This is a genomic window from Streptomyces sp. JN8, from assembly GCF_055808075.1.
On sequence record NZ_CM147852.1, the window covers coordinates 235,160 to 253,040 of the forward strand.

General features: G+C 73.2%; 14 protein-coding genes. 8 read left to right on the forward strand and 6 right to left on the reverse strand.

Annotated features, from left to right (window positions below; genetic code table 11):
- The first annotated feature begins 276 nt into the window (after positions 1-276).
- Both ACY0MR_RS01160 and ACY0MR_RS01165 read left to right on the forward strand, forming a co-directional pair.
- Positions 277-1,503, forward strand: a complete 1,227-nt coding sequence (locus ACY0MR_RS01160; protein ID WP_388800481.1) for a type 2 periplasmic-binding domain-containing protein — start codon at positions 277-279, stop codon at positions 1,501-1,503.
- A gap of 287 nt (positions 1,504-1,790) precedes the next feature.
- Positions 1,791-3,779, forward strand: coding sequence for an FG-GAP-like repeat-containing protein (locus ACY0MR_RS01165; RefSeq protein WP_473558389.1), 1,989 nt, complete (start codon positions 1,791-1,793; stop codon positions 3,777-3,779).
- 141 nt (positions 3,780-3,920) lie between these two features.
- Here the strand turns inward: ACY0MR_RS01165 and ACY0MR_RS01170 are convergent, their stop codons facing one another.
- The 3 genes from ACY0MR_RS01170 to ACY0MR_RS01180 all read right to left on the reverse strand — a co-directional run bounded on the left by ACY0MR_RS01170 (position 3,921) and on the right by ACY0MR_RS01180 (position 6,001).
- Positions 3,921-4,469, reverse strand: coding sequence for a PadR family transcriptional regulator (locus ACY0MR_RS01170; RefSeq protein WP_388800476.1), 549 nt, complete (start codon positions 4,467-4,469; stop codon positions 3,921-3,923).
- A gap of 189 nt (positions 4,470-4,658) precedes the next feature.
- Positions 4,659-5,486, reverse strand: a complete 828-nt coding sequence (locus ACY0MR_RS01175) for a prepilin peptidase (protein ID WP_473558392.1) — start codon at positions 5,484-5,486, stop codon at positions 4,659-4,661.
- 164 nt (positions 5,487-5,650) lie between these two features.
- Positions 5,651-6,001 carry a competence type IV pilus major pilin ComGC gene (locus ACY0MR_RS01180; protein WP_388800470.1) on the reverse strand — a complete coding sequence of 117 codons (351 nt, stop codon included), beginning with the start codon at positions 5,999-6,001 and terminating at the stop codon, positions 5,651-5,653.
- A gap of 535 nt (positions 6,002-6,536) precedes the next feature.
- Here ACY0MR_RS01180 and ACY0MR_RS01185 point away from each other — a divergent pair.
- The 6 genes from ACY0MR_RS01185 (at position 6,537) to ACY0MR_RS01210 (ending at position 15,490) form a co-directional block, all read left to right on the forward strand.
- Entirely contained in the window at positions 6,537-8,183 is a 1,647-nt protein-coding gene (locus ACY0MR_RS01185; RefSeq protein ID WP_473558397.1) for a GspE/PulE family protein, read from the forward strand.
- A gap of 159 nt (positions 8,184-8,342) precedes the next feature.
- Positions 8,343-9,554, forward strand: a complete 1,212-nt coding sequence (locus ACY0MR_RS01190) for a type II secretion system F family protein (protein WP_473558399.1) — start codon at positions 8,343-8,345, stop codon at positions 9,552-9,554.
- Entirely contained in the window at positions 9,551-9,985 is a 435-nt protein-coding gene (locus ACY0MR_RS01195) for a type IV pilus modification PilV family protein (protein WP_473558402.1), read from the forward strand. Before ACY0MR_RS01190 ends, ACY0MR_RS01195 begins: the two co-directional genes overlap by 4 nt.
- Positions 9,982-10,506 (forward strand): prepilin-type N-terminal cleavage/methylation domain-containing protein, encoded by a 525-nt coding sequence (locus ACY0MR_RS01200; protein ID WP_473558404.1) that lies wholly within the window; start codon positions 9,982-9,984, stop codon positions 10,504-10,506. Before ACY0MR_RS01195 ends, ACY0MR_RS01200 begins: the two co-directional genes overlap by 4 nt.
- Entirely contained in the window at positions 10,503-14,381 is a 3,879-nt protein-coding gene (locus ACY0MR_RS01205; RefSeq protein WP_473558407.1) for a hypothetical protein, read from the forward strand. The genes ACY0MR_RS01200 and ACY0MR_RS01205 overlap by 4 nt, the downstream gene beginning before the upstream one ends.
- Entirely contained in the window at positions 14,378-15,490 is a 1,113-nt protein-coding gene (locus ACY0MR_RS01210) for a type IV pilus twitching motility protein PilT (protein WP_388800452.1), read from the forward strand. Before ACY0MR_RS01205 ends, ACY0MR_RS01210 begins: the two co-directional genes overlap by 4 nt.
- Positions 15,491-15,533: 43 nt before the next feature.
- Here the strand turns inward: ACY0MR_RS01210 and ACY0MR_RS01215 are convergent, their stop codons facing one another.
- The 3 genes from ACY0MR_RS01215 to ACY0MR_RS01225 are packed head-to-tail and all read right to left on the reverse strand — an operon-like array spanning position 15,534 to position 17,786.
- A complete protein-coding gene (locus tag ACY0MR_RS01215; RefSeq protein WP_403314463.1) occupies positions 15,534-16,235 on the reverse strand; it encodes a lysoplasmalogenase in 702 nt (233 codons plus the stop codon).
- A 1-nt stretch (position 16,236) separates the two neighbouring features.
- Positions 16,237-17,070 carry a sterol desaturase family protein gene (locus ACY0MR_RS01220; RefSeq protein ID WP_473558409.1) on the reverse strand — a complete coding sequence of 278 codons (834 nt, stop codon included), beginning with the start codon at positions 17,068-17,070 and terminating at the stop codon, positions 16,237-16,239.
- The gene (locus tag ACY0MR_RS01225; protein WP_388800446.1) at positions 17,067-17,786 is read right to left on the reverse strand and encodes a FadR/GntR family transcriptional regulator; all 720 of its coding nucleotides are present in this window, start codon (positions 17,784-17,786) and stop codon (positions 17,067-17,069) included. The genes ACY0MR_RS01220 and ACY0MR_RS01225 overlap by 4 nt, the downstream gene beginning before the upstream one ends.
- Positions 17,787-17,881 lie beyond the last annotated feature (95 nt).

Genomic DNA, 17,881 nt, shown 5'->3' on the forward strand with positions numbered 1-17,881 from the left:
CTACTCATCGTGCTGCCAGCCCCTTCCGTGCGTGCTGCCGCGGACCGACGGCACACTCCCGCCGGCCCTCGGCAGGCTGGATGCGTGCATTACATCCACGCCCCCTTCGGTTGTCAACCATTGACTACCGGGCCGTCAGGTGAGCATCATCAGCGCAAGTGCGGCACCGCCATGCCGGAAACCTGGCAGATGCCCGGCTGTTGTCCGGCTTTCCCTCACCCTGCCGGCGACGCGTGCGGCAGCCGCCGACCCTTCGGATCCACGAGGAGCAGCAGAATGCACAGATGGTTCAGGAGCGCTCACAGCGCTCCGCGGTCCGGCCGCACCGCGACGCGTCGCCTGCGGAACGCCTTCACGGTGGCCGCCCTCGCGACGGCGCTCGTCGCCGCCGCGCCGACGGCCTTCGCCACCACCGACTCCGAGGTCGGCATCGCGAACAACATGTATCCGGCCGTGAAGGACATGAAGGGCCAGATCGCGTCGCTCCAGTCGTTCACCCCGTTCAGCGCGAACAACGCGTCGCAGGTCGGCGGGTTCTGGAACAAGCCGGCGATCGACACGTCGACGATGCGGGGGATCACGTCGGGGAGCCTGCGCCAGCAGCTGAAGAGCGCCGGACCCTACACCACGTGCAACCCGTCCACCTCGAACAACTGCGTCGACGGGCCACTGCACATCGACGCGTTCCTGTCCGCGGACGAGACGAACGTGGACGCCGTCATCCCGACCTCGGACGGCGGGACGTGCACGGCGAGCGGCACCGTCCAGTGCAACGGCGACTACACGAGCAAGCACCTCGTGGCCATCGGACGGCTCGCGATCTACAGCTGCAGCGGCAGCTGGGCGGGCTCGACCAAGGGTGACGACCCGTCCAACGCCGCGAGCCCACCGCTGGCCCTCGGCGCGGACGCCAACGGCAGCGGCAACGGCAAGGCCCAGTCGCCCCGGTGTGACGCGTCGCCCGTGTCCGGCGGCGCGCCCACGACCATCCCGGACGTGGTGACCTGGCTCGGGACGAGCGGGAACCGGATCGCGGTCGCCGACCCGGCCTCCGCGCCGTTCGGCGCGGCGTCCAAGCAGGCGCTCACCCAGAACGGCTTCTCCTGGGTCGACAGCGGGGCCGGCCAGAACGTCTTCCGCGGCAGCGCGTGCGACAGCGCCGGTACCGCGTGCAAGGTGCGTCTGGAGTCGGGCATCAGCCAGGTGCGGGGCGCGGTGACGGCCAACGCCGGCGGCAACACCCAGCTGGGTCTCGTCGCGAAGTCGAACGTCGTGAACGTGAGCTGGACGTCGAGCTCGCTCAACGGCACCACGGCGAACGACCCCAACACGTGGACCGAGGTCGACCCGAGCACGTACTCCGGCTACGGCGACATCGAGCAGTACGGCGTCGCCCTGACCGGTGGAAACGCCGGCGCGGCGACCGCCTGGGGCGACCTGTTCAACAACACGTGGGACACTGACACCACCATCCAGTCGACGCTGGCCGCGTACGGCTACTGAGCACCCCGCAGGGCCGGGGGCAGCGAGCAGGGGACCGTCGCTCGGGCACGGGTGTCGCCCGCCGGCGGTCCCGGTACGCCGACCCGCGTCGGCGCCTCCCTCGGCACTCCCCTGACGGGATGACGGCCGCCCGACTTCGTACGCGGGGGCGTCTGTCGTCATCTCTCGTACGCGGGGGCCGCCTGTCGTCGTCTCTCGTACGCGGGGGCCTGTCGTCGTCTCCCGTGCGCGAGGGCCGCCTGTCATCGCCCCCATGATTCTCCAGGGCCTGAGGAGGGCCCTTCCCCATGCACAGATCCCCACGCCGGCGCCTCACGCCGGACGGCCGCCCGACGGCGGTCACCCCCCGGCGGTCACGCCGGATTCCGGCGCTCGTCCTCGCGGTGGCGACCTTCGCACTGACCTCCGGTCCGGCCGCGGCGGCCGGCACCGCGACCACGGCCTTCGCCCCGGCCGTGAACCTCGACGACAACGGCCGCGGCAGCTTCGCCGTGGCGACCGGCGATCTCGACGGCGACGGGACGCCGGACCTCGTGACGGCGATCCGCTCCGAGGGACTCGGCGTGTTCCTCGGCACGGGCGCCGGGGGATTCGACCCGGTCGCGACGTACGCGGCGCCGCGGACCGCGTCGAGCGTGTTCCTGGGCTCGGCGGTCGTCGGCGATGTCGACGGGGACGGCCACCAGGACGTCGTGAGCCAGGACGCGCGCGGGAACGTCGCCCTGGTGTGGCGCGGCGACGGCTCCGGCACGCTGGGCGCCGGAACGCCCGTGCAGCTGAACCCGGCTCCCGGGTGCGACACCACGGGCGACAACCCGTGTGTCGTGCGCTTCCCGACCGACGTCGCCGTGGGCGACTTCGACGGGGACGGCGCGCCGGACCTCGCGACGTCCAACACGAACACGAACAACGTCTCGGTCGTCCTCGGCAACGGCGACGGAACGTTCGGCGCCGCGGCACAGCTCGGGCTGAGCGGCGGGACGGCGCCGCAGAGCATCGCCACGGCCGACCTGGACGGCGACGGACACCTGGATCTCGTGACGTCGAACGCGTCGACCGGCACGCTGTCCGTCCTGCTCGGCGACGGAGGCGGTGGCTTCGGCACGGCGTCGGGCGTCCCCGCCGGAGTGGCGCTGCCGTCCCGGCTCGCACTCGCCGATGTCGACGAGGACGGCACTCCGGACGCCGTCCTCGTCGCGCCGGGGGCACCGGGGCGCGTCGCCGTCCTCCTCGGTGACGGCGCGGGCGGCTTCGGCACGGCAAGCGTCCTGCCGGCGGGCGCGAACCTCAGCTCGGCATCCGTGGCGGATCCGAACGGCGACGGACACGCCGACCTGGTCGTCTCCAGTGCCGGCTCGCACGAGGTCCTCGTGTTCGAGGGCGACGGCACGGGGACGTTCGGCACCCCGCTCGCGTTCGGCCTGAACGGCGGCCGCTCCCCGCAGGCCACGGCTGCGGCCGACCTCGACGGCGACGGGCGCGTCGACGTCGTCACGGCCAACAACAACAGCGCGGCGACGTTCACCCAGGACGCGTCGGTGCTGTTCAACTCGACGAACCGGGCTCCGCGGGCGGAGAACGACGGGTACGCGCACATCGGGGCGGACACCCCGCTCGTCGTCGGCGCGCCGGGGGTCCTCGGCGACGACACGGACCCCGACGGCGATCCGGTGACGGCGACGGTCGTGACCGGACCGGCGCACGGCAGCCTCGCCCTCGCCCCGGACGGCTCCTTCGTCTACCGGCCCGACAGCGCCTACGCGGGAAGTGACGGCTTCACGTACAGGGCGAGCGACGGTACGGCCGACTCGGCGGTCGCGACCGTGACGATCGGCGTCGCCGCCGGCTGCCGCGGCCTGGCCGCCACGATCGTCGGCAACGGGGCCGTCACCGGGACGAGCGGCGACGACGTGATCGTCACCGGCAACGGGAACGACAGCGTGAGCGGCAACGGCGGCCACGACACGATCTGCACGTTCGGCGGGAACGACGCCGTGTCGGCGGGGAGCGGAAACGACTCCGTGGACGGCGGGGACGGGGCCGACGCCGTCAGCGGCGGCGACGGCACCGACAGCGTCCGCGGCGGGGCCGGGGACGACGCGCTCTCCGGCGGCGGCTCCGACGACGTCGTGGTCGGCGGCGCCGGCAGCGACGTCCTCGCCGGTGGTTCCGGTACGGACGTCTGCGCCGGCGACGGCCACGGCGGTCCGCCGCTCCCGGGCACGGACGCGGTCTCGCCCGGCGGGTCCTGCGAGACCGTCGTCGAAGTGCCCTAGAGGCGTCACCCACACACCTCCGCTGAGGTGCGGCGCGGGCCCGGCGATCACTCCCACGTGATCGCCGGGCCCGTCCCGCTGCCGGACCCGCGGGGTCGTGACCGCACCCGCGAGGTCGGGACGAAGGGGACGCGCGGGCCGTCAGCCCTTGACGGCAGGCCGCGGGCTCTCCACGTCCACGGCGTCGAGGAACCCGCGCGCGGCGCGGACGTGCTCCTGGCGCAGCGCGTAACTCGCGCGGGCGATGTGGTCGCCCGCGGCGTGCTCCTTGGCGCGCAGCGACTCCTCGATCTCGTCGAGGACGAGCCGCTGGCGCTCGACGAGCCGCGCCGGGCTGGCGTCGCGGCGCTGGATCAGCAGCAGCTTGCACGTGAGCTCGGCTCGGACGTCGAACAGTTCGCTGACGGGTTCGTCGAGCCACGTGCCGACCGTCGCCTCCGCCGACGGCGTGGCGGCGTAGATCATGCGCTGCGGCCCCCGGTTGCCCTCCTCGGCGCCGACCGCCGTGATCAGTCCGCGTTCGACGAGCCGTGTGAGGGACCGGTAGACCATGGGCCGCGAGACGTACCAGAACTCACCGATGTCCGCCCCCTCCGCCGTCAGGGTCGAGATGGCGAAGCCGTGGCTGGGTCGCTCGGCCACGAGCGCGAGCACGATCCACTCGGCCAGGGGCAGGTCAGGTGCGTTCATGGTGACCAGGGTAAGGATCGGCGGTGGTGTTCGCGATCCCCTGCGCCTGGCCCGTGAACGCCGGAGGGTACGCGCAGGGAGCGAATCGCCGGAAGCCGGACGGATCGCCCGGAGGGGCCTGCCGGACCGATCGGTCCGGCAGGCCCCTCCGGGGCCGACCTGGGGCGGAGCGGCGGCGACCGGTGGCGGTCACGGCCAGGCGCGGACGGGGACGTGCGGCGGCGCACTCGTCGCGGAGGGGTCGATCACGCCCTCGTACCAGTGGACGACGGGCTCTCCGACGAGGAGGGCGGCGATGGCGCCGGCGGCCAGGAACAGGCCGAAGGGGAGGCGGGTCCGGCGGGTGGCGCGCCCCGTCACCATGAGCCCGACGCCCACCAGCAATCCGGCGGCGCTGCCGGACAGCACCGCGAAGAGGAGGTGCAGGGGACCGGACCAGCCGAGGCCCGCGCCGAGCAGACCCGCCAGACGGACGTCGCCGAAGCCGAGCCAGCCCGACCGCGTCCGGTGGAGGGCGAAGAAGGCGGCGAACGCGCCGACTCCGCACGCGGCGGACGACCCGAGCCGCTGCCACTGGCCGGTGGCGGCCGCGGCGCCGAGCAGGCAGGCGGCCGTGAGCGCGAGGGTCGGGTAGAGCAGCCGCCTCGGGAGCAGGAGGTGTTCGGCGTCGCACGCGGCCAGGGCCACGAGCCCGGCGGTGAGGACCAGTGCGGCGGGCAGCGCCTCGGACGGCCCGAAGCGCAGGGCCTCTGCGGCGAACAGGACGGCGGTGAGCGCCTCGACGAGGGGGTAGCGCACGGGGATCGGGACCCGGCACGCGCGGCAGCGGCGGCCCAGCAGGACCCAGGACACGAGGGGGATGTTGTCCCGGGCCGTGATCGGGGCGGCGCACCGCGGGCACGCGGAGCGGGGCCGCAGGACCGAGCGGCCGGCGGGGACCCGGGAGACGGCGACGTTGAGGAACGACCCCACCGCGAGTCCCAGCAGACCTGTGAGGACGACGAATACGGAAGGCATCTCGGCAATCGTGTGGTGCGTGTCGGGTGGGCGGCGGGCGGTTCGAGGTGTCGGAGTGGGGCGGTGGTCCGCCGGGCCGCGGTCCACGACCCGCGGTCCGCGGGCTGCCGGGGGACGCGGCGGCGCCCGACGGCCGGCGGCGTCGGGCGCGGACTGCGGGCGCGTCAGGCCGTGCAGGGGTTCGGGCGACCGTCCTCGAGCTTCTCCAGGGGGGTGATGACGTACGTGTCACCACTCGGCTTGGCGTCGTACCAGCGGGAGACCTCGGACAGGAACCCCTCCTGCTCCAGCTGCTTCATGGTCCCGTACGCGTTCCGGCCTTCGCTGGCGAAGTACGCCTCCTCGGCGGTTCGGATCGTGGACTTGTCGGTGTCGCATGCCGTGCCCTGGCCCTTGTCGTTCAGGCCGCGGACGGAGAAGACGACGATGGCGGACAGGATGCCCAGGATCACGATGACGACGAGAAGCTCGATCAGGGTGAAGCCGGCTTCCGAGGTCTCGTTCAGCGCGCGCACACGCCGACGCGCCTTGCCTTGCAGGTACGTGAACATCTCTCTCCATCCACGGCGAGGCCGCGAGCGCGCCCCGCATTGGTCACTGATTGAGTAATCAGCCATAGACTACGTAGCCCACGACGGCACACACAAGGGGTGACCCTCACGAACACCTCGCCGCCGGCGGCCGTGGGGGCACTCGCGACATGAAGTAGTATCCGGCTGACTAATCAATGACTGACAAGCTGCCGCCCCTGGTGCGTTCATGCGATCAGGGGGCGCGAACGGCCGTTTCTCCGGCTGCACGATAGGGGTGGGTTCCTTGGCGAATCGCCGGCTTCTCCGTCGCCGCGCGGCGACGACAGACCCTGTGGGCGAGGACGGCACCACCCCGCCCGGGGGAGCACGGAACGGGACGGCTTCCACCGCCCCCATGGCGTCCTCGTCCGCGACGGGAGTACCGAACCCGGCAGGAACCGCTCCCGCGGACACGGCCTCCGACGGCGGCCCGACATCGCCCGCGGCCCACGACCGACCCCGCATCGGGGAACTCCTCGTGACGCGCGGGCTGCTCACCCCGGCGCAGGTCGACGAGGCCCTCCTCCAGCAGTCGGCGTCCGGCAAGCGGCTCGGCGCCCTGCTCGTCGAACTCGGCATGGTCGACGAGCGGTCGCTCGTCGAGGCGCTCTCCGTCCAACTGGACGTCCCCGTGGCGGACCTGGGCCAGAGCGAACCCGACCCCGAGGCCGCGGCCCGGGTGCCGGAGGCGCTGGCCCGCTCTCTGGGCGTCGTCGCGGTGAAGCGGACCGACGGCACCCTGCTCGTCGCGGCCGGAGACCCGGGCGACCCGCGCCTGCTCGGCGAACTCGGCCGTGCCGTGGCGCCCGACCGGGTGCGGCTCGCGATCGCGGCCCCCTCGGACGTCCGGCGCTCGATCGACAGCGCCTACCGGGCACTGGCCGGAGTCGGCAGCCTGGTCGAGGCCTTCGAGGCGACCGAGTCCGGCCGCGACGCGGCCTCCGGGACCAGGGTCGTGAGCGAGGACGCGCCGGTCGTCCGCTTGGTCGACCTGATGCTCACGCAGGGCCTGCGCGACCGGGCCTCGGACATCCACGTCGAGCCCCACGGCGACCGCGTCCGGGTGCGGTACCGCATCGACGGTGCGCTGCACGACGTGCTGAGCCTGCCGGAGAACATGGGACCGTCCGTGGTCAGCCGGATCAAGATCATGGCGAACATGAACATCGTCGACCGGCGGCGCCCGCAGGACGGCCAGATCGCCACGGAGATCGACGGCCGGTCGGTCGACATCCGGGTCGCGACGACCCCCACCATCTGGGGTGAGAAGGCGGTCCTCCGGCTCCTCGACAGCAACCGCACCCTGCTGCGGCTCGGCCAGCTCGGCATGCCCGCCGCGACGTACGAGCGGTTCGCGTCGCTGCTCCGCTCCCCGTACGGGATGGTCGCCTGCGGGGGACCGACCGGAAGCGGGAAGACGACCACGCTCTACGCCACGCTCGGCGAGCTGAACCAGAGCGAGCGCAACATCACCACCATCGAGGACCCGGTGGAGTACGTCGTCCCGTCGGTGAACCAGATCCAGATCAACGACCAGGCGGGCATCACGTTCGCGACCGGGCTGCGCTCGATCCTCCGGCAGGACCCCGACGTGATCCTGGTCGGCGAGATCCGGGACGCCGAGACGGCACGGATCGCGGTCGAGTCCGCGCTCACCGGGCACTTCGTCCTGTCGTCCATCCACGCGGCGGACGCCTGCTCGGCGCTGCACCGGTTCACCGACATGGGCATCGAACCGTTCCTGATCACCTCCACCGTCGCCGGGGTGGTCAGTCAGCGACTCGTCCGGCGGATCTGCGACCAGTGCCGTGAGCCCTACCGGCCCGGCGTGGACGAACTGGCCTTCTTCACCGGGGCCGGCGGATCCGCCGACACGGAGTTCTGGCAGGGCCGCGGCTGCAACTTCTGCTCCCGGACCGGATACCAGGAGCGGATCGGCGTCTTCGAACTGCTCGTGATGAGCGATGCGGTCAAAGGCCTGCTCGTCGAGAAGGCTCCGATCGACGCCCTGCGCAGGACAGCCCGGGAGCAGCACATGGAGAGCCTCCTCGACGGCGGCGTCCGCCTGGTCGAGGCGGGCACCACGACCATCGCCGAGATCATGTCGAGCGTGTACGTCGTCTAGGACCCGGCCCTCCCCCTCCGGCTCCGCGCACCCGGAGCCGCCGGTCCGCCGGACGGGCGCGGCTTCTCCCCGCCGTACCTCGTCCCCGTACCGGCCGGCCTCCCACCCCCGTATCCAGACCACTTCAGCACCGTCCCCGGAAAGCAGGAGAGCATCGGCATGGCCGCGTTCACGTACGTCGCGATCGGCCCGGACGGAGAGCGGGCCACCGGCGCAGTCAAGGGCTCCAGTGTCGACGGCGTGACCGACAGCCTGGTCCGGCAGGGGTACACCGTCCAGTCGGTCAGGGCGGCGGGCCGCGGCCTGCTGCGGTTCGAGATCACCGCCAAGAAGGTCGATCCCGTCGAACTGAGCAACTTCTCCCGCCAGACGGCCACTTTCGTGAAGGCCGGCGTGCCCCTGCTCGACGCGCTGGAGATCATCCGCGCCGAGACGAAGGACCGGAAGCTGCGCGAGGTGATCGGCGACGTCATGGACTCGCTCCGCTTCGGCGAGAGCTTCGCCGGGGCGATGGCCGCGCACGGCAAGGCGCTCCCGCCGTTCTACGTCTCCGTCCTGCGCTCCGCGGAGGCGACCGGTGAACTCGACGTGGTGATGGCCCAGTTGTCCCGCTACATCGACCGCGACGTCGAGGGCCGCCGCACCGTCCGCTCCGCGCTGACCTATCCGAGTCTGGTGATGGGCTTGGCGCTGACCGTGGTCCTGGTCCTCGTCGTCTTCGTACTGCCCCGGTTCAAGGCGTTCTTCGAGTCCTTCGACGCGGAACTGCCCCTGCCGACGCGGATCCTGCTCGGCTTCACCGACTTCGTCACGGCCTGGTACCCGGTCCTGCTCGGAGTGCTCGCCGCGGTCGTCGTGGGACTGACCGCGGGTCTGCGGACCGAACGCGGACGGCTCCTGCGGGACCGCTTCCTGCTCGCGACGCCGGTGATCGGCGACGTCGTCCGCTTCATGGTGATCGAACGGTTCTGCCGCATCCTCACCTCGATGATCAAGACCGGCGTTCCCGTCCCGGAGGCCCTGACCCTGTCGGGCGCGGGGGCGAACAACCTGGTGTACGAGCGGTCCATCGACCGGGCCCGTACGGAGATGCTCGAAGGCGGCGGCATCTCCCGGCCCATCGCCCGCACCGGTCTCTTCCCCGGAGCGGTCACCCAGATGATGCGCGTGGGCGAGGAGACCGGAACCCTCGACGACCAGCTGGAGAACGTGTCGGAGTTCTACGAGAAGGAACTCCAGCACAAACTCAAGCGCCTGACCAGCCTGTTCGAACCGACCGTGGTCATCCTGGTCGGAGTCGTCGTCGGATTCGTGGCCGTCGCCCTCCTCTCGGCGATCTACGGCGTCTACAGCCAGGTGGACGTCCCGTGACCGGCCGGACGCGCCGCCTGCCTCGCCGCCGCGGCGAGGAGGGCGAGACGCTGGTCGAGGCGCTCGTCACCGTGGTGCTCCTGGGCACCGCCTTCGTGGCGGTCCTCGGCGGACTCGGCACGACGATCATGAGCTCGGTGCGGCAGCAGCAGCTCACCACCGCCGACTCGCTCGTCCGCAGCGCCGCCGAGAACGTCGTCGGCGCCCCGTACGTCTCCTGTGCCGGCGGCTACGCGGCCCCGAAGCCGCCGCCCGGGTACACCGTGACCGTCGAGGTCGCGTACTGGGACGGGGTGGGCGCGTTCGGGCCCTCGTGCCCGACGCCCGACACCGGGGTGCAGAAGGTCACCGTGACCGTACGGACGACCGGCCCCCGCCCGGTGAGGGACGCGGCGCTCGACGTGGTCAAGCGGGAGTCGATGCCGTCATGACGACACCACGCCCCACCCGACGGCCGGAGTCGGGGTTCACCCTGACCGAGCTGCTGGTGACGATCGTCGTCGGCGGCCTCGTCGGCACGCTCCTGTCCAAGGCGATGATCCTCGGGCTCCGGTTCACCGCGGGCACCCAGACACGCGTGGCCTCCACCAGTGCGGCGGCCACACTCAACCGCTACTTCTACGGCGACGTCCACAGCGCCGACGGCGTCACGACCGGCCCCGCGTGCGGCATCACCGACGTGATCGTCCGCCTGAGCCGCTCCGGCACCGACGTCGTCTACACCTACGACCGCCCGACCGGCGCCCTCGACCGGGTGACGTGTACGGGCGGGGACGTCGTCACCACTCCCCTCGGCCGGTTCGACCCCGCCGCGTCGTCCCTCCCGGTGACGCTGCGCTGCGGTGCCGAGACCTCGTGCCCCTCACCCATGGAGGTAACGCTGACCGTGCAGAGCGACCCCGCCACTCCCCCGACGGCCCTCACCGCCGTCCGACGATCGGGCTCGTCATGACCGGCCGCCGCCCGAACCGGACGCGTCCGCGCGGCGACGAACAGGGCGCGACCCTGATCCTGGCGCTCGCCTTCCTAGTGGTCTTCGGCCTGGTCACCGTGACCGTCCTGTCCTTCGCCGCCACCGCGCTGAAGGCGACGGGCACCTTCGCCGGCCAGGGCGAGCGGGCCTACAGCGCGGACGGCGCCACGCAGCTGGCGATCGAGGACTTCTCGCGGGGCAACCCGTGCGCCACCTACACCGCCCCGCCGCTCAACGGCCACCGGATGAACGTCCACTGCGACCCGCTCAACGCGACTCCCGCGAACGCCCGCGCGACCCGGCCCCAGGACGCGCTCCGCAGCCTGGGGGAGGCGGCGGGGGACGGCATCCACGTGACCGCCCCGGGCCTGCGGGTGCAGGGCGCCGTGTTCTCCCGCTCGGACATCACCACCGGTGCCGGCGGCTCCATGGTCGTGTCGGGCGACGTGTCCGCCGTCGGGGACTGCTCGCCCGCCGTGACACAGCCCCGGCTGCCGCAGGGTCAGCCGCCGTACGCGAGGAGCTGCGCCGACGACTCGCCGCCGGCCCCCGCCGACGAGGCCGTGGGCGCCGACCCGGACCACGCGCCGCCCGCCACGGCCGTCCCGGTGCTCCGGACGGTGCCGGCGTGCCCCGCCCCCGGACGCTGGCTGGTGCGGTTGCGGCCCGGGTACTACGACGACGCCCGCGCCCTGAGCCGCCTCACCGGCGGCGGCTGCCCGAACGTCGTCGTCTGGCTGCAACCGGGCGTCTTCTCCTTCGACTTCACCTTCACCGGCGGCACCGCCGTCTGGACCGTCGACGATCCCACGGTCAGCGTGGTGGGCGGCACGCCGACGGGCTGGGACCCCGAGGCGGTCGCGCGGCCCGCCGTCCCCGTCCCGGGTGGTTGCGACACGACACGGCCCGCGGGCGTCGAGCTCATGATGGGCGGCGGCAGCCGGTTCCAGGTCGACCGCGGGCACGCGGAACTGTGCGCCCCGGTGACCCCGGGCGCCCAGCGCGTGGCGGTGTACGGGGTCCAGCCGCCGAAGCCGTCGCACACGCTGCGGCCGACGGAGGTGCGGGCGAACGACGGCTTCGCCGACCCCGTCCACGCCCTGACCGGTGGCGAACGACCCACCCTGCCCGGCTGTCCACGGCCGACGGACACCGCGGGCTGCACCGCCGGCGCCTCCCTCGACCGGGCGAAGAGCGGGACCGCCTCCCTCCAACTGGCGGGCTTCGCCCCGCGGGTGCCGGCCGGCTCGGTCGTCACCGCCGCGACGCTGCACGTGCGGCATCAGGAGGACGGGGACCTGACGGCACCCGGCGCGCTCAAGGTCACCACCGCCGTCGGCGGGGACACCTGCCGCACCGAGGCGCTGCCTCGGCGCACGCGCCTGGCCACGGCAGCGCCGATCGACCTGCTGGGCCCGTGCGGACTCGCCGACCCGTCCCGGTTCACCGGCCTGGCGGTGACCTACACCGCCGCCCTCGACACCGACGGCGCCGCCGCCGTGGCCCGCCTGGACGGCCTCTGGATCGAGGTCGCCTACCGCACCCCGACCACGTTCAAGCCGACCGCCGTGACCGCGTCGACCGGTTTCACCGCCACCGGCACCGACCCCCGCGACGCCCTGGAGATCGGCGAGCAGCCGACCCCGTCGGTGGCCGGCGCCGAACTGACCCGGGCCGCCCCGACGGCGTCGATCACCCTGGCCGGCTTCGGCCGACCGCCCCTGCCCGGCGACGCGAGGATCCGCTCCGCCGTGCTGCGGGTCGTCCACCGGGAGACCGGAGACGCGGCGGCCCCCACCCTCGACGTCACCCCCGCCGGTGGCGGCGGCTGTCACGGGCTGCCGCTGACCGCGCGGGCCGAGCCGGGCGAGGACCGCGTCGACCTCATGGCCTGCGGCGTCACCGACCCCGCCCGGTTGGCGGGCCTGACCGCGACCTACGCGGTCGGGCTGGCGGCGGACGGCGTCACGGGCGCCGACTCCCTGGACGGCATCTGGCTGGAAGTCGTCCACGACCCTCCGCCGCCCCGGCCGGCGACGACCGCGGAGTCGACGACGTTCGCCCCGGCGGCGGACGCCCGGGAGATCGACGGAGCCCGGATGGCGCGCGCGGTACTCGACCCGGACACCGCGCCGACCGCCGTCATCGCCCTCGGCGGCTTCGACTCCCCCGCGGTGGCGCCCGGCTCCGTCCTGGACGGCGCCGTACTGCGTATCGCGCACCGCGAGGAGCCCGGGGCGGCGGGAGGACCACCCCCGACGGCGACGGTCACCCTGACGGGACCCGGTCTCCCCCGCTCCTGCACCGTCCCGCGGAGACTCGCCCCGCGTCACGACGCACCGGGCACCGACACCCTGGACCTGGTGGCCGGCTGCGGGCTGACCGACCCCGCTCAGCTGTCGGGGCTGGTCGTGACCCACACCGCCACGCTCGGCGACGGCAGCGCCGGCGCCACCGCACACCTCGACGGCATCACCCTGGAACTGGCCCACCGCCCGCCGCTCCCCGTACCGCCCACCCAGGCGACCAGCACCGCGGCACCCGACGCGGCGCACTTCCCCGCCCCGTCGAACGCCCGCGCGATCGACGGCACCACGGCCGACGCGAGCCTCACCGAGGCCGCGCGCTCGGCATCGATCCGGCTGGACGCGTTCGAGCGGCTGCCGCTGCCGGCGGGAGCCGTGATCGACAGGGCCGCCCTGCGCGTCTCGCACCAGGGCGACGACACCGGCCCGGCACCGCCCCCGCCGACGGAGCCTCCCGCCCCGACGGATCCCCCGACGCCGACGGACCCGCCCACCCCGGCGGAGCCGCCCACGGCGGCGCTGACCGTCCGCGGCACCGGGACCGCCTGCGACACCGACCACGAGCTGCCCGCGCGTCCGCGGACGCTCGGCGTCGACATCGTCGACCTCGGCGCCTGCGGAGTCGTCGAGGAGGACCAGCTGTCCGCGCTCGCCGTCGACTTCGCGGCCCGACTCGGCACGGGGAGCACCGGCGCCGCCGTCCGCCTCGACGGCGTCGTCCTCGACCTCGTCTTCCGGGCCCCGTCCGTGCGGGCCCTGTCCGGCTGCCTCGTCACGGGCGGCGACTGCCCCGTCCTGAAGTCCACCGACGACGCCGACACGAGCACGCGGCACAGCCGCCTCGTGGTCAACGGCACCGTCTACGCACCGACCGGCGCCGTCGACCTCTCGATGAGCCGGGTCGCCTCCCAGGTCGTCACCCGCGGCATCATCGCCCGGACCATCGCCCTCGACATCCGCCCCGCTCCCGGACACCTCCGCCCGGTGGTCGGCATCCCCCCGGAACCCGTGCTGTTCACGACGTACCCGGCCGCGAGCACGGAACCGGCCTCGGTCACCGACCTCAGCGGGTTCACTTCGCCGGCCCCCGGCGCTCCGGTCGACGTCACGGACGCCGCCGTCCCCGGCGGCGGACGGGCCTCCCTCACGCTCGGCGGCTACGCACAGCGGACACCGGCCACGACCGCGCCGCTCGACCACGCCGTCCTGCAGGTGGCGCACCACGAGGACGGCGACGTCGAGTCGGTCCGGCTGTCGGTGGACTTCCCCGGCAGCACCTGCACCGGCACCGGTTCACCGGACCTGCCCGTCCGCCTCGGCACCGGCGGGCCGGTGACCGATCAGGTCGACCTGACGCGGTGCGGCCTGACCCGGGGCTCACAGCTGACCGGGCTGACGGTGACCCACACCGTCACCGCCGGGAGCGGCGGAGCGGGCGCGCACCTCGGCGGTGCGCGGATCGATCTGCTGTCCGGCCCCCTCGTCCGGGCCTCGGTGTCCTTCGACGGCCACACGGGCACCGTCACGCAGTGGACGGTCCTGCCATGAGTACGCACACCCCTGGGGAGACCAGCATGTCCGGCCCGCGTTCCACGATGATCGACCATCTGCTCGGCGAGCTCTGGGAGCGGGGTGGCAGCGACCTGCTGGTCACCGCGGGCTCGGCGCCGTTCCTCCGCGTCGACGGCGCCCTGCGCCCGGTCGAGGGGCCCGCGCTGACGGAGCCGGAGGCCGACCGCCTGGTGACGGGGGTGCTGGGCCGCGACCTCACGGAGCGGTTCCGCCGGGAGCGGCAGGTCGACTTCGCGTTCAGCTGGGGTGAGCGGGCCCGGCTCCGCGGGAACGCGTACGTGCAGCGCGGCGCCTCCGCCCTGGCGCTGCGGATCATCCCGTTCGACGTGCCGTCGTCCGAACAGCTCGGCCTCCCGCCGGTCGTCGTCGGGTGGGCGCGTGTACCGCGCGGGTTCGTGCTGGTCACCGGACCGACCGGGTCGGGCAAGTCGACGAGCCTCGCGGCGCTCGTCGACCACGTCAACACGCACCGGTCGGTGCACATCCTGACCATCGAGGACCCGATCGAGTACCTGCACCGGCACAAGCGCTCGGCGGTCAGCCAGCGGGAGGTCGGCACCGACACCGACTCGTTCCCCGCCGCGCTCCGCTCGGCGCTGCGGGAGGACCCCGATGTCGTGCTCCTCGGCGAGATGCGCGACCCGGAGAGCATCTCCGCGGCGCTGACGATCGCGGAGACCGGGCACCTGGTGTTCGCGACGCTGCACACCAACGACACGGCGCAGACGCTGGACCGCATCGTCGACGTGTTCCCGGCCGAGCAGCAGCCGCAGGTGCGGCTGCAGTTGGCGCACACGCTGGTCGGCATCCTCAACCAGACGCTCGTCCCCCGGATCGGCGGCGGCCGTGCGGCCGCGTTCGAGGTGCTGGTGGGCACGCCGGCGATCCGGAACCTGATCCGCGAGGGGAAGACCCGTCAGATCCGCAACATGATCGCGACCGGCCACCGGGACGGCATGCAGACGCTGGAGGCCGGCATCAACGCCCTCGTGACGGCCGGAGCGGTCGCGTACGAGGAGGCCGTGCTGTGCACGGCCCACCCCGAGGACATCCAGCGGCCCTCCGTCCCGGCCGGGCGCACCTGACCGCCCGCGCCGGGCCGTCGGGTGCGGTGGAGCGGACAGGTGGTCAGGGCTCGACCCCGACCCGTGCCCCCGTTTCCGGGTTCGGGCTGCCGGACGCCCCCTCCCGGTGGTCGGTCTCGGCCGCCGTGCCGGCGTCGGCGGTGAACGCGGTCACCAGGAGCACCAGGGCGACCGTGTAGGTGGGCATCACCAGCATGGTGCGGCCGGCGAAGTCGATCCCGGCCGCACCGAGTCCGATGAGCATGTCGGAGACGAGGAACACGGCGCCGCCCCATGCCGCCCTCGGGCCCTTGACGTGCGCCGTGGCCGCCATGACCACCAGGGCAAGGCTGTACAGCGACAGGGCGACGGCCATCGCCGCGTCGAGGGAGGGGGCGAGCAGGACGACGGCGGCGGTCCACACGGCGAGGTAGCCGACGCAGAGCGCCCGCCTCGGGCGCAGGTGCGCCACCGCGCCCGCCCGGACGAAGGCGGTCGTCCAGCAGATCTGGGCACCGAGGAAGCAGGCGAGGCCGATCCCGAAGGCGGTCGCCCCGGGGACGAGCAGTGCCACGTCCCCGGCCGTCGCGAAGCCGAGGCCGGCGAGGACGGGGCGGTGGCGTCGGCCGGTGACGCGCCACAGGTGCAGGGCGAGTACGGGGGCGAGGAGGGGTTTGGCGATCCATTCCAGGACCGGCAGGCCGATCACCACGCCGGTGATGTCGACGGCGGCGAGGGCGGCGAAGACCGCGATCAGCAGCGGCACGTCACACCTCGGCCTTCGGGGACCAGCCGGGCGGTCCGAAGAGGTGGCCGGCCCGGTCCCGCCAGCGGCGCGCGGTGCGGACGTCGCGCCAGGTCGCCGCGTACTCGTGGAAGGCGACCCGGACCGGGTTGTACGTGGTGATGTTCTTGGTGAGGCCGTAGACGACCCGTTCGCCCTCCGGCTCGAACGTGCCGAACAGCCGGTCCCAGACGATGAGGATGCCGCCGTAGTTGCGGTCCAGGTACGCGTTGTTGGAGCCGTGGTGGACGCGGTGGTGGGACGGCGTGTTGAAGACGTACTCGACGGGTCGCCACAGCTTGTCGACCCGCTCGGTGTGCAGGAAGAACTGGTAGACGAGGCTGAACGACTGCTGGAGCAGGATCATCCACGGCGGGATGCCCAGCAGGGCGAGCGGCAGCCAGAACGGGAGGGTCGTCATCGGCGTCCAGCTCTGCCGCAGGGCGGTGGAGAGGTTGAAGCGGACGCTGGAGTGGTGGACCACATGGCTCGCCCAGAGGACCCGCACCCGGTGGTGGGCGCGGTGGAACACGTAGTAGGCGAGGTCGTCGGCGAAAAACAGCAGGACCCACGTCCAGACCGACGACGGCGACCACTCCCAGGGCGAGACGGAGTACAGGGCCGCGTAGGCGAGGACGGCGACGGCCTTCCACGGCAGTCCGACGACCTGGCTTCCGGCGCCCATGGACATGCTGGTCACCGTGTCGCGGACCTCGTAGCCCCGCTCGTCGTCGTCGGGGAGGAACCGGTAGGACAGTGCCTCGACGGCCACCAGCAGGACGAACGCCGGTATCGCGTACATCACGGCGGGTATCACGTCGGCTCCCCCGCCCTCTCGACGGCGGCCGGGACGCTGCGGGACAGCAGGTCGCGGGCCAGGCGTTCGGCCTGTTCGGGTTCGCGGGCCGCGATGTGCGCGGCCAGCCGGAGGTGCGCGTCGATGTCGAGGAGCTCGGCGGCCCGCAGGTCGATGGGCCCGTCGGCGACTTCGAGGGTGCCGCCGACCAGGCTGTTGAAGGCGAGGAGGTAGGCGAGGTTTCCCGACCCCTCGACGATCAGCCGCCACCAGGCGATGTCCGCCGCTCCCAGAACGGCCAGGTCGGGTCCGGTCGAGGCGTAGCGGCCGGCGGCCTCCACCACGGCTTCGGCCTGTCGGCGCGAGCAGCGGGCGGCGCACAGCCGGGCGGCGTCGGCGCCGATGCAGGCGCGCATCTCCAGGGCGTCGCGGGCGAGCCCGGGCAGGCCGAGTCCGTCGCCGGCCCGGGCGATGCCGACGGCGAGGTCGAGCCCGGCGGTGTGCCGCCAGTCCAGGACGACGGTCCTGCCGCCGTGGCTGACCTCGATGAGGCGGGCCTGCTGCAGCCGCTTGACCGCCTCGCGTACGGCGTGGCGGTTCACGCCGAACTCGGCTGCCAGGTCGCGTTCGGCGGTCAGGGGGGAGCCGGTGGGCAGGGAGCCGTCGAGGATCTGATCGCGCAGGACGGCGTAGAGCTGATCGGATACCGACTCGCGCCGGATGGATCGCTGATGCATGGCGAACAGAATCAGTCACGGAATGCCAGTGGTCAACTGGTTGGACCACTCTGATTCGACGGGGTTCTGGAGAAGGATTCCGCAGGCGCGGTCGA